At 70.9% G+C, this 16953-nt stretch carries 11 protein-coding genes; 9 read left to right on the top strand and 2 right to left on the bottom strand.

All coding sequences use genetic code 11. The features are described from left to right. Positions 1-121: 121 nt before the first annotated feature. The 7 genes from V2J85_RS18855 (at position 122) to V2J85_RS18825 (ending at position 10229) form a co-directional block, all read left to right on the top strand. Positions 122-3037, top strand: a complete 2916-nt coding sequence (locus tag V2J85_RS18855) for a putative bifunctional diguanylate cyclase/phosphodiesterase (protein ID WP_410011263.1) — start codon at positions 122-124, stop codon at positions 3035-3037. Between the two features lie 209 nt (positions 3038-3246). Beyond that, positions 3247-5106 (top strand): acetolactate synthase large subunit, encoded by a 1860-nt coding sequence (locus tag V2J85_RS18850; protein ID WP_261955516.1) that lies wholly within the window; start codon positions 3247-3249, stop codon positions 5104-5106. A gap of 28 nt (positions 5107-5134) precedes the next feature. Further along, positions 5135-5659, top strand: a complete 525-nt coding sequence (gene ilvN / locus V2J85_RS18845) for an acetolactate synthase small subunit (protein ID WP_006602925.1) — start codon at positions 5135-5137, stop codon at positions 5657-5659. Between the two features lie 112 nt (positions 5660-5771). Then, complete coding sequence (gene ilvC / locus V2J85_RS18840) at positions 5772-6770, top strand: ketol-acid reductoisomerase (protein ID WP_261955515.1); 999 nt, start codon at positions 5772-5774, stop codon at positions 6768-6770. A 271-nt stretch (positions 6771-7041) separates the two neighbouring features. Further along, positions 7042-8634: a phosphoglycerate dehydrogenase gene (gene serA, locus V2J85_RS18835; protein WP_261955514.1), complete on the top strand. Its 1593-nt coding sequence runs from the start codon at positions 7042-7044 to the stop codon at positions 8632-8634. A 288-nt stretch (positions 8635-8922) separates the two neighbouring features. Beyond that, complete coding sequence (locus V2J85_RS41365) at positions 8923-9522, top strand: PRC-barrel domain-containing protein (protein WP_410011262.1); 600 nt, start codon at positions 8923-8925, stop codon at positions 9520-9522. Between the two features lie 119 nt (positions 9523-9641). Then, on the top strand, positions 9642-10229 hold the full coding sequence (locus tag V2J85_RS18825) for a TetR/AcrR family transcriptional regulator (protein ID WP_261955513.1): 588 nt from the start codon (positions 9642-9644) through the stop codon (positions 10227-10229). Positions 10230-10507: 278 nt separating this feature from the next. On the opposite strand, the gene V2J85_RS18820 is transcribed toward V2J85_RS18825, so the two are convergent. Both V2J85_RS18820 and V2J85_RS18815 read right to left on the bottom strand, forming a co-directional pair. Next, complete coding sequence (locus V2J85_RS18820) at positions 10508-12184, bottom strand: purine-cytosine permease family protein (protein ID WP_330822255.1); 1677 nt, start codon at positions 12182-12184, stop codon at positions 10508-10510. A gap of 608 nt (positions 12185-12792) precedes the next feature. Then, a complete protein-coding gene (locus V2J85_RS18815; protein WP_330822254.1) occupies positions 12793-14067 on the bottom strand; it encodes a PucR family transcriptional regulator in 1275 nt (424 codons plus the stop codon). Between the two features lie 206 nt (positions 14068-14273). Here V2J85_RS18815 and V2J85_RS18810 point away from each other — a divergent pair, with 206 nt between their 5' ends. Together V2J85_RS18810 and pruA are read left to right on the top strand one after the other, a co-directional pair. Continuing rightward, a complete protein-coding gene (locus V2J85_RS18810) occupies positions 14274-15200 on the top strand; it encodes a proline dehydrogenase family protein (RefSeq protein WP_261955510.1) in 927 nt (308 codons plus the stop codon). A 71-nt stretch (positions 15201-15271) separates the two neighbouring features. Next, positions 15272-16903 carry an L-glutamate gamma-semialdehyde dehydrogenase gene (pruA, locus tag V2J85_RS18805; RefSeq protein WP_261955509.1) on the top strand — a complete coding sequence of 544 codons (1632 nt, stop codon included), beginning with the start codon at positions 15272-15274 and terminating at the stop codon, positions 16901-16903. The last annotated feature ends 50 nt before the right edge of the window (positions 16904-16953 follow it).

The raw sequence follows: 16953 nt of genomic DNA, 5'->3' as shown, positions 1-16953 counted from the left end.
CGATGTACGGCCGATGGACGATCCGCGAGATGCGGGATCCACGAGCGCCCGCGGAGAAGCGGCGGGACCACCGGGCGCCCCGTGCGAGGCGCCGGACGACACGGGACCACGGGAGAGTGCGGTGAGCGCCCCCGGGGCGATGCTCTCCAGGCCACCGACGCCGGCCGGCAGTCCGCCGAGCCCGGTGCCACAGGTCGTCCTGGCCGTGGTCTGCGGCGGCTATGCCCTCGGTGCCGCCTTCGGCTGGGGGTCCACCGAAGTCGCCCTGTTCATGGGGGACTTCGGCCTCAGCTTCGCGGCCCTGGTCGCGGCCTTCTCCTGTGGTCTGTACGCCCGCCGGCACCGCAGCCGGTTCCGGCCGGCCTGGATGCTGTTCGCCGCCTCCTCGGGGATGGCCGGCATCGGCAACGGCGTATGGGGCTGGTACGAGGTCATCCTGGGCGAGACCGTGCCCAGCCCCTCGCCGGCCGACTTCTGCTTCCTGCTGTTCGCGCCGCCGGCCATCGTCGGCCTGCTGGTGCTCGCCAAGCGCCCGGTGAGCCGGGCCGGCTGGGTCTGCCTGGGCCTGGACTCCTGGCTGATCGCCGGCTCGCTCCTCACCCTCTCCTGGAGCCTCGCGCTCGCGCACACCGCCCACTTCCAGGGCCGCAGCGTGGCGCAGAGCGCCCTGTCACTGGCCTATCCGCTGCTGGACATCGTGCTCGTCAGCATGGTCCTGGTCCTGCACTTCCGGCGCTCCTCGGTGCACCGCTCGGCCGTCAACACCGCCATCGCCGCGCTCGCGCTGACGGTGCTGTGCGACGCCCTGTTCAGCTCCCCGCTGCTGCGCGAGCACTACCGCTCCGGGCAGATCCTGGACGCCGGGTGGTTCGCCGGTTCGATGCTGCTCGCGTACGCGCCGTGGGTCGCCCGCCGGGCCGAGGAGGAGGAGCCGGAGGAGCTCGCCGAGCCCGCCGCCGTCCGCGTCCCGCACGGCAGCCGTCCACTCGCCGGCTCGCTCGCCGCGCTCACCCCGTATCTGGCCGCCGCGGTCTGCACCCTGGGCATCCTCACCAACGTTCTCGACGGGCGGCGGATCGACCGCGTGGTCCTCTTCACCGGCTGCACGGTCGTGCTCGCCCTGGTCGTCCGCCAGGGGATCATGCTGCTCGACAACATCACCCTGACCCACGAACTCGCCCAGAAGGAGAACCACTTCCGCTCCCTGGTGCAGGGCTCCAGCGACGTCATCATGATCGCCGCGCCCTCCGGCGTGCTGCGCTACGTCAGCCCGGCCGCCGCCGGCGTCTACGGCCGCGACGCGGAGGAGCTGATCGGCTCCGAACTCGCCACGCTGATCCACCCCGAGGACCTCGGCCGGGTGGTGCACGAGGTCCGCCGGTTCCTCGCCGCCGATCCGCAGGACGAGCCGACCACCCGCATCGAATGCCGCTTCCGCGCCGGCGGACAGCGCTCCGGCGTCGACGGCTGGCTGAACGTCGAGTCCACGGTCAACCGCCACCACGGCGGCCTGATCTTCAACTCCCGCGACGTCACCGAACGCGTCCGGCTCCAGGCCCAGCTCCAGCACAACGCCTCGCACGACGCGCTCACCGACCTGCCCAACCGCGCGCTGTTCACCGAACGCGTCACCCAGGCCGTCACCGGCCGGCGGGCCAGTGACCACGACACCGCCGTGCTCTACATCGACCTCGACGGCTTCAAGCAGGTCAACGACACCATCGGCCACCAGGCCGGCGACGAACTGCTGATCCAGGCCGCCCGCCGGCTCGCCGACTCGGTCCGCGCCGGCGACATAGCGGCCCGGCTGGGCGGCGACGAATTCGCCGCGCTGATCACCGGCGACGGCACCCGCGACCGCGCGGCCCGCGAGTTCCGCATCCACGAGATCGCCGACCGGCTGCGCATCAAGCTCTCCGAGCCGTACCGCATCGACGGCCGGGACGTCCGCGTGGCGGCCAGCATCGGCGTCGCCTTCGCCGAACCGGGCGTCACCCCCGCCGGCCTGCTCCGCAACGCCGACCTCGCGATGTACCGCGCCAAGCAGGCCGGCAAGGGCCGGGTCGAGCTCTACGCCCCCCAGATGCAGGACGAGGTCGCGCACCGCGCCGAGCTCGCCTCCAAGCTCCGCACGGCCCTCAACGAGGGCGAATTCGCGCTGCTGCACCAGCCCGTCGTCGACCTGGCCACCGGGCGGGTCACCGCGGTCGCCGCGCACGCCCGCTGGCGCTCCGCCGAGGGCATCCTGTTCACCCCCGCCGAATTCCTCCGGGTCGGGGACCGCGGCCGGTACACCGACGGCGGCGACCGCGCCGCGGAGCTCGACCGCTGGCAGCTGGAGGAGGCCGTCCGGCAGGCCGCCGCGCGCCACCGCGCCGGCCATCAGATCCCGGTCGCGGTCCGGCTCTCCGCCCGCCGGCTGCTGGACCGCGCGCTGTCCCCCAAGGGCGTCGAAGCGCTCCTCACCCGGCACGGACTGCCCGCCCGGGAGCTCGTCCTGGAACTGTCCGAAAGTGACTCCCGGATCCCGCTGGACGACCTGGAGCGCCGACTGGTCGCCCTGCGCCGGCTCGGCGTACGGATCGCCCTCGACGGCTTCGGCAGCGGGTACGCCGCGATCACCGCGCTGCGCCGGCTGCCCGTCGACGTCCTGCGGCTGGACCGCGGCCTGGTCGACGGCGTGGTGGAGTCCTCCCGGCTGCACAAGATCACCGCCGGACTGCTGCGGATCGCCGGCGACCTGGGCATGCAGACCGTCGCGGACGGCGTCGACCTGCCCGAACAGGTCCTCGCGCTGCGCTCCATGGGCTGCACGCACGGCATGGGCCTGGCCTTCTCCGGCCCGCTCGACGAGCACCGGCTGCGCCGGGCGCTGACCCGTACCGGTTACCCCGTTCCCGACCACGCGGGACAGGGGCGCGCGGTGGTGCTCAGCGGCAGCGGAGTGCCCGCCCGACGTGGGGGTCTGGCCGGTCCGGAGGCCATGGTGCATCCCCCATTGCGCTCAAATAGTGAGACCTCCGTCCCACCCACTTGACACTCGGTGCACGAGAGGGGGAGGGTCAGTGCCATGCGCACCCGAATTCTCGTACTTGGAAAGCGCGTCGGCTGAAGCTGGGCCCCTTACGCCGCCCAGCAGACCGCACCGACGCGCTCCCCTCGCTTGCCACCCGGCACGAGGGGTTTTTTGTTGCACAGCAACCTCACAAATCCCGTCAAAACCCTCAGCTTCGAGAAGAGACGCAGATGACCGAGCAGGCCTCCGGGGCCCACCATCCGCAGCCGCGGGCCCGTAACGCCGGCGGACCGCAGCCGACCGCCACCGTCGAGCACGTCACGGGCGCGCAGTCCCTCATCCGTGCGCTGGAGGAGGTCGGGGCCGACACCGTGTTCGGCATCCCCGGCGGTGCGATCCTGCCGGCGTACGACCCGATGATGGACTCCTCGAAGGTCCGGCACATCCTCGTCCGCCACGAGCAGGGCGCCGGACACGCCGCCACGGGATACGCGCAGGCCACCGGCAAGGTCGGGGTCTGCATGGCCACCTCGGGCCCGGGTGCCACCAACCTCGTCACCCCGATCGCGGACGCCCACATGGACTCCGTCCCGCTGGTCGCGATCACCGGTCAGGTGGCGTCGAAGGCGATCGGCACGGACGCCTTCCAGGAGGCGGACATCTGCGGCATCACGATGCCGATCACCAAGCACAACTTCCTGGTCACCGACCCGGCCGAGATCCCCAAGACGATCGCCGAGGCGTTCCACATCGCGTCCACCGGCCGTCCCGGCCCGGTCCTGGTCGACATCGCCAAGGACGCCCTGCAGGCGCAGACCACGTTCAGCTGGCCGCCGCACACCGACCTGCCCGGCTACCGCCCGGTGACCAAGCCGCACGCCAAGCAGATCCGTGAGGCCGCCCGGCTGATCGCCGAGTCCAAGCGCCCGGTGCTCTACGTCGGCGGCGGCGTCCTCAAGGCCGGTGCCACCGCCGAGCTGAAGGTGCTCGCCGAGCTGACCGGCGCCCCGGTCACCACCACCCTGATGGCGCTGGGCGCCTTCCCCGACAGTCACCCGCAGCATGTCGGCATGCCCGGCATGCACGGCTCGGTCACCGCGGTCACCGCGCTGCAGAAGGCCGACCTGCTGATCACCCTCGGCGCCCGCTTCGACGACCGGGTCACCGGCAAGCTGGACTCCTTCGCGCCGTACGCCAAGGTCGTGCACGCCGACATCGACCCGGCGGAGATCGGCAAGAACCGCGCCGCGGACGTGCCGATCGTCGGTGACGCCCGCGAGGTCATCGCCGACCTGATCGTGGCCGTCCAGGCCGAGCACGACGCCGGCCACAAGGGCGACTACAGCGCCTGGTGGAAGGACCTCAACCGCTGGCGGGAGACCTACCCGCTGGGCTACGACCTGCCGGACGACGGCAGCCTGTCCCCGCAGCAGGTCATCGAGCGGATCGGCAGGCTCGCCCCCGCCGACACCATCTACGCCGCCGGCGTCGGCCAGCACCAGATGTGGGCCGCCCACTTCATCAAGTACGAGCAGCCCGCCACCTGGCTCAACTCCGGCGGCGCCGGGACCATGGGCTACGCCGTGCCGGCCGCGATGGGCGCCAAGGCCGGCCAGCCGGACCGCACGGTCTGGGCGATCGACGGTGACGGCTGCTTCCAGATGACCAACCAGGAACTGGTCACCTGCGCGCTGAACAACATCCCGATCAAGGTCGCGATCATCAACAACGGCGCGCTGGGCATGGTCCGCCAGTGGCAGACCCTCTTCTACAACCAGCGCTACTCCAACACCGTGCTGCACAGCGGCCCCGAAGCGGACGGCAAGCAGCCCTCGGCGGGCACCCGCATCCCGGACTTCGTCAAGCTCTCCGAGGCCATGGGCTGCGTCGCACTGCGCTGCGAGGACCCGGCCGACCTCGACAAGGTCATCGAAGAGGCCAATGCCATCAACGACCGCCCGGTCGTGATCGACTTCATCGTCCACGAGGACGCCCAGGTGTGGCCGATGGTCGCCGCCGGCACCTCCAACGACGAGGTCATGGCCGCCCGCGGCGTGCGTCCCGACTTCGGCGACAACGAAGACGACTGAGACGACGAAGAGCGAAAGAGAGAAGACCATGTCCAAGCACACGCTCTCCGTCCTGGTGGAGAACACCCCCGGCATCCTCGCCCGGATCGCCGCGCTGTTCTCCCGCCGCGGCTTCAACATCGACTCGCTCGCCGTCGGGGTCACCGAGCACCCCGACATCTCCCGCATCACCATCGTGGTCAGCGTCGAGTCGCTGCCGCTGGAGCAGGTCACCAAGCAGCTCAACAAGCTCGTCAACGTCCTGAAGATCGTCGAGCTGGAGCCCGGCTCCGCGATCCAGCGCGAACTGGTCCTGGTGAAGGTCCGCGCGGACAACGAGACCCGCTCGCAGATCGTCGAGATCGTCCAGCTCTTCCGCGCCAAGACCGTGGACGTCTCGCCCGAGGCCGTCACCATCGAGGCCACCGGATCCAGTGAAAAGCTGGAGGCCATGCTGAAGATGCTGGAGCCGTTCGGCATCAAGGAACTGGTGCAGTCCGGCACGATCGCCATAGGCCGGGGCGCCCGCTCCATCACGGACCGCTCGCTGCGCGCGCTGGACCGTTCGGCCTGACCGCCCCCGTCCGCCGCGCTCCGACCGGACCGTATGGCGAGACCCACCGACCTTCCTCACCCCGCCCGACGTACTGTGTGGGCACCCCGCTAGATCCAAGGAGAAACCCGAAGTGGCCGAGCTGTTCTACGACGACGACGCCGACCTGTCCATCATCCAGAACCGCAAGGTCGCGGTGATCGGCTACGGAAGCCAGGGCCACGCCCACGCGCTGTCCCTGCGCGACTCGGGCGTCGACGTGCGCGTCGGTCTGCACGAGGGCTCCAAGTCCAAGGCCAAGGCCGAGGAGCAGGGCCTGCGCGTGGTCACCCCCGCCGAGGCGGCCGCCGAGGCCGACGTCATCATGATCCTGGTGCCGGACCCGATCCAGGCCAAGGTCTACGAGGAGTCCATCAAGGACAACCTGAAGGACGGCGACGCGCTGTTCTTCGGCCACGGCTTCAACATCCGGTTCGGCTTCATCAAGGCCCCGGCCGGCGTGGACGTCTGCATGGTCGCCCCCAAGGGCCCGGGCCACCTGGTGCGCCGCCAGTACGAGGAGGGCCGCGGCGTGCCGTGCATCGCGGCCGTCGAGCAGGACGCCTCCGGCAACGCCTTCGCGCTGGCGCTGTCCTACGCCAAGGGCATCGGCGGCACCCGCGCCGGCGTCATCAAGACCACCTTCACCGAGGAGACCGAGACCGACCTGTTCGGTGAGCAGGCCGTGCTCTGCGGCGGCGCCTCGGCGCTGGTCAAGGCCGGTTTCGAGACCCTGGTCGAGGCGGGCTACCAGCCGGAGATCGCGTACTTCGAGTGCCTGCACGAGCTGAAGCTCATCGTGGACCTCATGTACGAGGGCGGCCTGGAGAAGATGCGCTGGTCGGTCTCCGAGACCGCCGAGTGGGGCGACTACGTCACCGGCCCGCGGGTGATCACCGACGCCACCAAGGCCGAGATGAAGAAGGTCCTCACCGAGATCCAGGACGGCACCTTCGCCAACAACTGGATGGCGGAGTACAACGCCGGTCTGCCGAAGTACAACGAGTACAAGAAGGCCGACGAGAACCACCTGCTGGAGACCACCGGCAAGCAGCTGCGGAAGCTGATGAGCTGGGTCGACGACGAGGCGTAAGGGCAGTGGACAGGGGGTCGCGAAACACTCGCGGCCCCCTCGTCCGTATGACCGGCCGCGCTCCGCCGCGGCGCCTTGTCCACCGCGTAGAACCACGCACGGGTGATCCTTCCGCAACGGCACAGGACGCGCCCCCCACCGCCACTACACTGCCCATCACAAGCGCGTTCAGGCTCACAATGTCGTGCGTCTTCCACGCGGCTTTCCCCCTTCACCGCCTTCGGCCGTCGGGACGGCCGTCCGCGAAGGACTAGTGAGGACTGAAGACCACGTGAGCTCGAAACCTGTCGTACTGATCGCCGAAGAGCTGTCGCCCGCCACCGTCGACGCCCTCGGCCCGGACTTCGAGATCCGGCACTGCAACGGCGCGGACCGTGCCGAACTGCTCCCCGCCATCGTCGACGTCGACGCCGTCCTGGTGCGCAGCGCCACGAAGATCGACGCCGAGGCGATCGCCGCCGCCAAGAAGCTGAAGGTCGTCGCCCGCGCCGGCGTGGGCCTGGACAACGTCGACGTCTCCGCCGCCACCAAGGCCGGCGTGATGGTCGTCAACGCCCCGACCTCCAACATCGTCACCGCCGCCGAGCTCGCCTGCGGCCTGCTGGTCGCCACCGCGCGGAACATCCCGCAGGCCAACACCGCGCTCAAGAACGGCGAGTGGAAGCGCAGCAAGTACACCGGCGTCGAGCTCAGCGAGAAGACCCTCGGTGTGGTCGGCCTCGGCCGGATCGGCGTCCTGGTCGCCCAGCGGATGTCGGCGTTCGGCATGAAGGTCGTCGCCTACGACCCGTACGTCCAGCCGGCCCGCGCCGCGCAGATGGGCGTCAAGCTGCTGACCCTGGACGAGCTGCTGGAGGTCGCCGACTTCATCACCGTCCACCTCCCCAAGACGCCGGAGACCATCGGCCTGATCGGCGACGAGGCGCTGCACAAGGTCAAGCCGTCGGTCCGGATCGTCAACGCCGCGCGCGGCGGGATCGTCGACGAGGTGGCGCTGGCCAGCGCGCTCAAGGAGGGCCGGGTGGCCGGCGCGGGCCTGGACGTGTACGCCGTCGAGCCCTGCACCGACTCCCCGCTGTTCGAGTTCGACCAGGTCGTGTGCACCCCGCACCTGGGCGCCTCGACGGGTGAGGCGCAGGAGAAGGCCGGTATCGCGGTCGCCAAGTCGGTGCGGCTGGCGCTGGCCGGCGAGCTGGTGCCGGACGCGGTCAACGTCCAGGGCGGCGTGATCGCCGAGGACGTCAAGCCCGGGCTGCCGCTGGCCGAGCGGCTCGGCCGGATCTTCACCGCGCTGGCCGGCGAGGTGGCGATGCGGCTCGACGTCGAGGTGTACGGCGAGATCACCCAGCACGACGTCAAGGTGCTCGAACTCTCCGCGCTCAAGGGCGTGTTCGAGGACGTGGTGGACGAGACGGTGTCCTACGTCAACGCCCCGCTGTTCGCGCAGGAGCGCGGCGTCGAGGTGCGGCTGACGACCAGCAGCGAGTCGCCCGAGCACCGCAACGTGGTCACCGTGCGCGGCACGCTCGCCGGCGGCGAGGAGGTGTCGATCTCCGGCACGCTCGCCGGCCACAAGAACGTCCAGAAGATCGTGGCGGTCGGCGACCACTCGATCGACCTCACGCTCGCCGACCACATGGCGTTCATGCGCTACACCGACCGCCCCGGCGTCGTCGGCACGGTCGGCCGCATCCTGGGCGAGGCGGGCATCAACATCGGCGGCATGCAGGTCTCCCGGGCCGACGTCGGCGGCGAGGCGCTGGTCGTGCTGACCGTCGACGACACCATTCCGGCGAACGTGCTCAACGAGATCTCCGAGGAGATCGGCGCGACGTCCGTACGCGCGGTGAACCTCGGTCACTGACCGGACGGTCTTCGCAGGTCAACGGGCCCGGCTCCCGCTTCGGCGGGGTCCGGGCCCGTTCGCGTGCCGGCCTCGTACGCACGCCCCGCGGGTGCGGCCCGTGCGGCCGGCCGGTCAGGCATTCACCCGAATGGCGTAGCGGGGGGTGGGGCCGGGGGAGCCGCGAGGGGGCTCCCAGGGCCGCCCGGCCCGGCACTCCCGTGGCCTTTCGAGTCGCAAGCCGGAAGCGGGCGTCGCGCAATGGGAACTGTGCGTGCCGCACCGGCGCGTGCGGAAGGAGCGAGACCCATGAACGCACCTCTGGGAGACACCCCGCAGAAGCTGACCGGCCTCCACGTGGTCGACGCGAACGGCGCGAAGGTGGGCACGGTGCAGCAGGTCTACCGGGACGACGCCACCAACGAGCCCGAGTGGATCACCGTGCGCACCGGCCTCTTCGGGATGAAGGAGACGTTCATCCCGCTCGCCGGAGCCCGCCGGACCGGCGACGAACTGCACGTTCCGCACGCCAAGGAGACGATCAAGAAAGCCCCGCGGATCGACGCCGACGCGCACCTCGACCCGTCCGAAGAGACCGAGCTGTACCGCCACTACGGGCTGATCCGGCCGGTCGCCACGGACCCCGCCCACGGCGAGCCGGGCGGCACGAACGCGGTGCGGCCCACCGGGCCGCGTCCCGGAACGGAGACCGGGCGTTCGCCGCGGACGCCGGGCGAGCGCAACAAACTGTTCGACCGGCCGATGGCCGGGGCCGGAGCGGGGGAGCGCACCCGCGAGGGCCGGCCGGACGACACCCGGCGCGACACCGAGCAGACGCCCGAGGCCACGCCCCCTGAGGAGCGGAGGAAGAGGGGTGCGGAGGGGCCCGGTGGCGAGGGGGGCCGGTGACCGGCGCATGGGCGTGCTCAAGGACATGCCCATGGGCATGCGCAGGGACCTGGTCGCCGTAGACGTACGTATAAGACACCCGTCTGGTACGAGCGTATGCCGGCGATTAGGCTGCCGTCATGGGACACCGTGAAGATCTTCTGGAAGGCGCCAAGCGCTGCCTGCTGGAGAAGGGGTACGCGCGTACCACCGCCCGCGACATCGTGGCCGCCTCCGGCGCCAACCTCGCCTCCATCGGCTACCACTACGGCTCCAAGGACGCCCTGATGCGCCAGGCGGTGATCGCGTCCAGCGAGGAGTGGGGCGCGAGCATGGCCGAGGCGCCGGCCGCCACGGAGGGCACGCGGACCTCCGCCGATCCGCTGGAGCGGTTCGCCGAGACCTGGGACCGGGTGCTCCAACACATCGCCACGGAACCGGAGTTCATTGCCGCCCAGGTCGAGGTGCTGGGGCTGCTCCCGCGCGACGAGGGCCTGCGGGAGGCGATCGGGGCCGTACTGCCGGAGGGCGGCGAGGGGCTGGTCGCCATCTTCGAGGGCGTCCCCGACACGGAGGTCGACGCCGAGGCGGCCCGCGTCGTCGGCTCCTTCTACCAGGCCCTCCTCACCGGCCTGATGGTCCAGTCCCTGGTCACCCCCGACGCGCTTCCTACGGGGCACGACTTGGCGGCGGCGCTGCGGCGGGTCACCAGCGGGCAGGTGCTCTGAGCTTGCGCTTTGTGGTGCCGCCCACGTACTTGGCTGTCCCGCCGCGGTTGTTGCTCGCCGTTGCGCTTTGCGGCGCCCCGTACGTAGCCGTCTGTTCCGCCGCGGGTGTTGTTCGCCGTTGCGCCTGCGGCGGGCTGGGTGGTTTGTGGGTGCGGTGACGGGCCTCCGGGGCCGGTTGTGGGGACTGCTGACGCTTTACGTCCCCACAACCGGCCCCTCCGGCCCGTCACCTCCCGTTGGGGGAGGGGGAACGGTGGGTGGGGGTGGGCGCCGGTGGGTTATGAGGATGCCGGGAGGACGTGTTCGGACGAGCGGTCCGTGCTGAGGCACAGTGAGCAGACCATGGCGTCGTGGGTCGGGCAGGCGGCCAGGTCGGGGCGCTCGAACTCCTGCCGGCAGACGTGGCACGGGTAGCTCGTGGCGCTCGGGTTGCCGTCCGCGTCCAGCAGCGGCTCGTCGATCCCGTCGTCGGAACGCCGCAGGTAGTAACGGCCCTTGGTGACAACCGCCATCAGCGGTGTGAGGACGAAGGCGAGCACCGCGGCGGCCACCGGTGAGTACGGCTGGAGGGCGTCGCCCAGCGCGTGGAAGTACATCGCGATGGACAGGCCGGAGGCCGCGGTGAAGGCCACCACCCCCACCGGGTTGACCGCGTGGAGCATGCCGCGGCGGAACTCCGGGATCTTCGGGGACAGTTTCAGCAGGTACTTGTTGACGAGGATGTCGGTGGCGACGGTGACGACCCAGGCGATGGCGCAGTTGGAGTAGAAGCCCAGGATCCCGTTGAGGAAGCTGAACATGTCGGCCTCCATCAGGATCAGCGCGAACGCCAGGTTGGCCAGGACGAAGACCATCCGCCCCGGGTAGCGCTTGGTGACCCGGGTGACGGAGTTCGTCCACGCCAGCGAGCCGGAGTAGGCGTTGGTCACATTGATCTTGATCTGGCTGATCACGACGAGGACCACGGCCAGTGGCACCACCAGCCAGGAGGGCAGCATCGCGGCGAACGCACCGGTGAACTGCCGGATCGGCTCGGTGGCCGCGGCCGGCCCGGCCTTCGCGAGGATGTAGACGGCCAGGAACAGGCCGATGGCCTGCTTCACCGCACCCAGCACGACCCAGCCGGGCCCGGCCATGATCACGGCCGCCCACCAAGTGCGCTTGTTCTCCTCGGTCTTGGGCGGCATGAACCGCAGATAGTCGATCTGCTCGCCGATCTGCGCGATCAGCGACAGGCAGACGCCCGCGCCCAGCAGCACGGAGGCGGTGTTGATCCCGCCGTGGCCGTCGGTCCCGGCGTACGACACGAAGCGGTGCACGGTGCCCGGGTCGGTGGCGACCAGGTAGACCAGCGGCCCCACCATCAGCAGCAGCCACAGCGGCGTCGTCCAGACCTGGAGCTTGCTCAGCGCTTTCATGCCGTAGATGACCAGCGGTATCACCAGGAGCGTGGCGACCAGATAGCCCAGCCACAGCGGCAGCCCGAGGCCCAGCCGCAGCCCCTGGGCCATGATCGAGCCCTCCAGCGCGAAGAAGATGAAGGTGAAGCTGGCGAAGATGACGCTGGTGAGCACCGACCCGTAGTAGCCGAAGCCGGCACCACGGGTGATCAGGTCCAGATCGATGTTGTAGCGGGCCCCGTAGTAGGCGAGCGGGAAACCGGTGACGAAGATGACCACGGCCGCGACCAGGATCGCGGTCAGTGCGTTGCCGGTGCCGTGGGTGAGCCCGATCCCGGCGCCGATCGAGAAGTCCGCCATGTACGCGATCCCGCCCAGCGCGGTGGTCGCCACCACGGCCGGCGTCCACCGGCGGTAACTGCGGGGCGCGAACCGGAGGGTGTAGTCCTCTAGGGTCTCTGCTGCGCTTTCCGCTGCGCTTGGCTTGGGCCGTACGTCGTCGGGTGCCCCGCCGTGCGTTGTCTCTTCGTTGCGTTCCGCAACGGCCTCGCTCATGCCACGTCTCCTCCGGCGCCGGGGCCATTTCGTCAGGCCGGACGCTAGAAAGCGAGTGTTTCGGTGGGGGGCGTGTCCGGTGAACCGGGTGTTTCTTCGCCCACGTACCTGGCTTTCCCGCCGCGGGGCGCTGCGCTTGGCTGTGCCTCCCACGTACCTGTCTGCGGCGCCGCGGGGCTTGTTCGCCGTTGCGCCTGGCGGCGGGCGTGGTGTTGTCGGGTGCGGTGCCGGCCCTCCAGACTTCGTCCTCCGGTCCAGCCCCTCCCGTGGGTGGGAGTGTCTTAGCTGGTTGGGGGCGGGCCTGGTCTGTTGGCTGCACGCTCGTGGGCATTACGTGCACCCCCACCGCTGTTTTCTTCTCCCCCAACGGGAGGGGACGGGCCGGAGGGGCCGGTTGTGTGGACGTAAAGCGTCAGCAGTCCACACAACCGGCCCCGGAGGCCCGTCACCGCACCCGACACCCACCCAGCCCGCCGCAGGCGCAACGGCGAACAACAACCGCGGCGGGAAAGCCAAGTACGTGGGAGGCGCCGCAAAGCGCAACGGCGAGACGACCCGCGGCGGGACAGCCGGGTACGTGGGAGGCACAGCCAAGCGCAGCGGAAGGCTTACAGCCTCGCCACCTTGAGGGCCATATGGAGAAGCAGCCGATGCTCCCCGTCATCCAGGTCGAGACCCGTCAGCTTTTCGACGCGGCCGAGGCGGTAGTAGAGGGTCTGGCGGTGGATGCCCAGGGCCTGGGCCGTGCGGCTCGCCTGGCCCGCGCAGTCGAGGAACACCTCGGCGGTGCGGGCGAGTTCGGCGTGTGCGGGGGTGAGCAGAGGGCCGATCACGGGGTCGGGATCGGTGACCGGCAGGGCGGTCAGCATGCGGTACGAGCCGATGGTGTCCCACTGGGCGACCGGGCCCAGCCGGGGCTCGGCGCGGGCCGCGCGGGCCGCGGCGAGGGCCTCTTGCCAGGACGTGGGGAGTTCGGCCGGCTCCCGGGTGGCGCTGCCGATGCCGGCCGCGCCCGGGCGGGGTGGTGCGGAGCGATCGGCGGAACGGGATCGCCCGGCGCCGGCCGGAGCCGCGGCGGCCGGGGCGCTCCCCGCCCGCGGGGAGCGCAGCAGGTGTTCCGCCACCGTACGGGCGGGGGCCGACCCGCCCGTAGCACGCAGGCGGACCAGCGCGGCCAGGACGGGCGGGCCGGGCGGGCCCGTGGGACCGCCGGGGGAGCGCAGTGCGCACGCCGCGAGCAGACCCGGCAGGCTCGGCAGGGGGGCCGCATCGGTGTCCGAGGTGTCCCAGGGCGCCACCGCGACCAGGGTGAGCGGCAGACCGGGGGTGAAGCGCAGGGCGTCGCGGAGCGCGTCGCGCAGGGCGGTCGCCGCGGCCGACCGGCCGGCGGCCGGGCCGGTCAGCAACTCCCGTAGCAGATCGCCGAGTTCGGAGCCGGCGCGGGCCTCGTCGGCCAGCAGCGCGCCGATCCGGGCCGCGGTCTCCATCGCCTGGGCGATCCGCGGGTCGGGCGGGGCGCCCCGGCCGCCCAGGGCCAGGTCGGTGAGGTGCCCGTCGTCCAGCAGCCAGACGTAACCGTGCACCACGCCCCGGTGGCGTACGGGGAGGCAGATCCGGCCGCGGAAGACGCCGGCGGCCGGGTCCGGCGGGATCCGCAGCGGCGTCGTGGACCGGGCGATCCCGAACGCCTCGAACCAGGCCCGGACCGCCGCCGAGGAGCGGCGCTGCAGGATCGACCGGGTCCGCACCGGGTCCATGACCTCGTCGTCCTCGCCCTCGTGCGCGCCGAACGCGATCAGCCCGAAGTCCCGGTCCTCCAGCGTCGCCGGTGCACCGAGCGCCGCCGAGATCTCGTCCACGAGCTGCTGGTAGTCGCCCCGCATCCGCCGTTCGGCCCCTCTCCTGTCGCAGTGGTCGTCCCTGTTCCCATTCTCATACATCTGTCTGAGATCCCGGCCACGAAGGCGTGACAGCTGTCGATGGCCGCGAAGTGGCGCGATCCTTAAATTTCAGGTGGCTCAATCTTGCCGACGCGTCCGCCCTGCCCGGCGCCGCCCGGTACTTGTCACCCTGAATGTGGAGGTGCCCCATGCTGGGTCCCGTGCTCCTCGCCGCAGCGCGCAGCGACAGCATCCGACGCGTCGTCGCGGCCGCTCCGGTCACCCGCCCCGTGGTGGAACGGTTCGTCGCCGGCGAGCGTCTGGACGAGGCCATGGCCGCGGTGCGCAACCTGGCCGCGCGTGGACTGGAGGTCACGCTCGACCACCTCGGCGAGGACATCACGGACCCGACGGAGGCGCTGCGCAACCGCGACGCCTACCTCCGGCTGGCCGAGGCCCTCAAGGAGCACGGGCTCGGCGTGAAGGCCGAGATGTCGGTGAAGCTGTCCGCTTTCGGCCAGGCGCTGCCGGGCGGCCACGAGCTGGCCCTGCAGAACGTCACTCCGGTGGTCGAGGCGGCCGCCGAGGCCGGGACGACCGTCACCCTCGACATGGAGGACCACACCACGGTCGACTCGACCCTGGCGATCCTCGCCGAGCTGCGCGAGCGGTTCCCCCAGACGGGCGCGGTGCTGCAGTCCTACCTCTTCCGTACCGAGGACGACTGCCGGGCGCTCGCCGGGGAAGGCTCCCGGGTGCGACTGGTCAAGGGCGCGTACAAGGAGCCCGCGACCGTCGCCTTCCAGGACAAGCGGGAGGTCGACCGGGCCTATGTGCGCTGCTTGAAGATCCTCATGGCCGGCAAGGGCTACCCCATGATCGGGTCGCACGACCCGCGGATGGTGGCCATCGCCCAGGAGCTGGCGCACCGCAACGGCCGCAAGCCGGCGGACTACGAATTCCAGATGCTCTACGGCATCCGCGAGGCGGAGCAGCGCCGGCTGGTAGCCGAGGGGAATCGTATGCGGGTGTACATCCCGTACGGCACCGATTGGTACGGGTACTTCATGCGCCGGCTCGCCGAGCGCCCCGCGAACCTGGCCTTCTTCCTGCGGTCGCTCGCGACCCGGGGATGACGGCGGCCCGGGGCTGACCCCCCGGCCCCTTACGTACGTACGAACCGACCACCGAAGGAGAAACGGCCGCCATGGACGCTGTGACCCAGGTCCCCGTACCGGTGAACGAGCCGGTCCACACCTACGCACCCGGCAGCGCCGAGCGTTCCCGTCTGGAGGCCAAGCTCAAGGAGCTGGCCGGCAACCCGCGGGAGCTGCCGATGACCATCGGCGGCGAGCGCCGGATGGGCGGCGGCGAGCGCTTCGACGTCGTCCAGCCGCACAACCACGGAGCCCGGCTCGGCACGTACGGCAACGCCACGGTCAAGGACGCCCAGGACGCGGTGGACGCCGCGCTGGCCGCCGCGCCCGCCTGGCGCGCGATGTCCTTCGACGACCGCGCCGCGATCATCCTCCGGGCCGCCGAGCTGCTGTCCGGCCCCTGGCGCGAGACGCTGGCCGCCGCCACCATGCTCGGCCAGTCCAAGACCGCCCAGCAGGCCGAGATCGACACCCCCTGCGAGCTGATCGACTTCTGGCGCTTCAACGTGCACTTCGCGCGCCAGATCCTCGCCGAGCAGCCTCCGGCGAACTCCCCGGGCGTCTGGAACCGCTCGGACCACCGCCCCCTTGAGGGCTTCGTCTACGCGATCACGCCGTTCAACTTCACCGCGATCGCCGGCAACCTCCCGACCGCCCCCGCCCTCATGGGCAACGTGGTCGTCTGGAAGCCCTCGCCGACCCAGACCTTCGCGGCCGTGCTGCTGATGGAGCTGCTGGAGGAGGCCGGGCTGCCCAAGGGCGTGATCAACCTGGTCACCGGTGACGGCAAGGACGTCTCCGAGGTCGCGCTGGCCCACCCGGACCTCGCGGGCATCCACTTCACCGGGTCGACCAAGACCTTCCAGTACCTGTGGAAGACGGTCGGCGCGAACATCGAGAAGTACAAGACCTACCCGCGTCTGGTCGGCGAGACCGGCGGCAAGGACTTCATCGTCGCCCACCCCTCGGCCGACCGCGCCGTGCTGAAGACCGCCATGACCCGTGGCGCCTTCGAGTTCCAGGGCCAGAAGTGTTCCGCGGCCTCCCGCGCCTACGTCCCGGCCTCCCTCTGGAACGCCGGCTTCAAGGAGGAGTTCGCCGCCGAGGTCGAGTCGCTCGCCATGGGTGACGTCACCGACCTGTCGCACTTCATGGGTGCGGTCATCGACGAGCGGTCCTTCGCCAAGAACAAGGCGGCGATCGACCGCGCCAAGGCCGACCCGACCATCGAGGTCGTGGCCGGCGGCACGTACGACGACAGCGAGGGCTACTTCGTCCGCCCGACGGTCCTGGTCTCCACCGACCCGGACAACGAGATCTTCAAGGACGAGTACTTCGGCCCGATCCTCGGCGTCTTCGTCTACGACGACGCGGACTACGACGAGATGCTCACCCAGATGGAGTCCGCCTCGGCGTACGGCCTGACCGGTTGCGTCATCGCCCAGGACCGCGCCGCGGCCGCCGCGACCTGCGAGAAGCTCCGCTTCGCCGCGGGCAACTTCTACATCAACGACAAGCCCACCGGCGCCGTCGTCGGCCAGCAGCCCTTCGGCGGTGGCCGCGCCTCCGGCACCAACGACAAGGCCGGCGCCAAGCAGAACCTGATGCGCTGGACCTCCACCCGCTCCATCAAGGAAACCCTGGTCCCCCCGACGGACTACCGCTACCCGCACATGGGCTGACCCCCACGGGTACGACCACGGCCCGGCTCCCCGTCTCGGGGGCCGGGCCG

Source organism: Streptomyces bugieae, from assembly GCF_036352915.1.
In the GTDB taxonomy this organism is placed as follows: domain Bacteria; phylum Actinomycetota; class Actinomycetes; order Streptomycetales; family Streptomycetaceae; genus Streptomyces; species Streptomyces endophytica.
The sequence above is the reverse complement of the archived record's forward strand: the minus strand, read 5'-3'. Positions and strand labels throughout refer to the sequence as shown.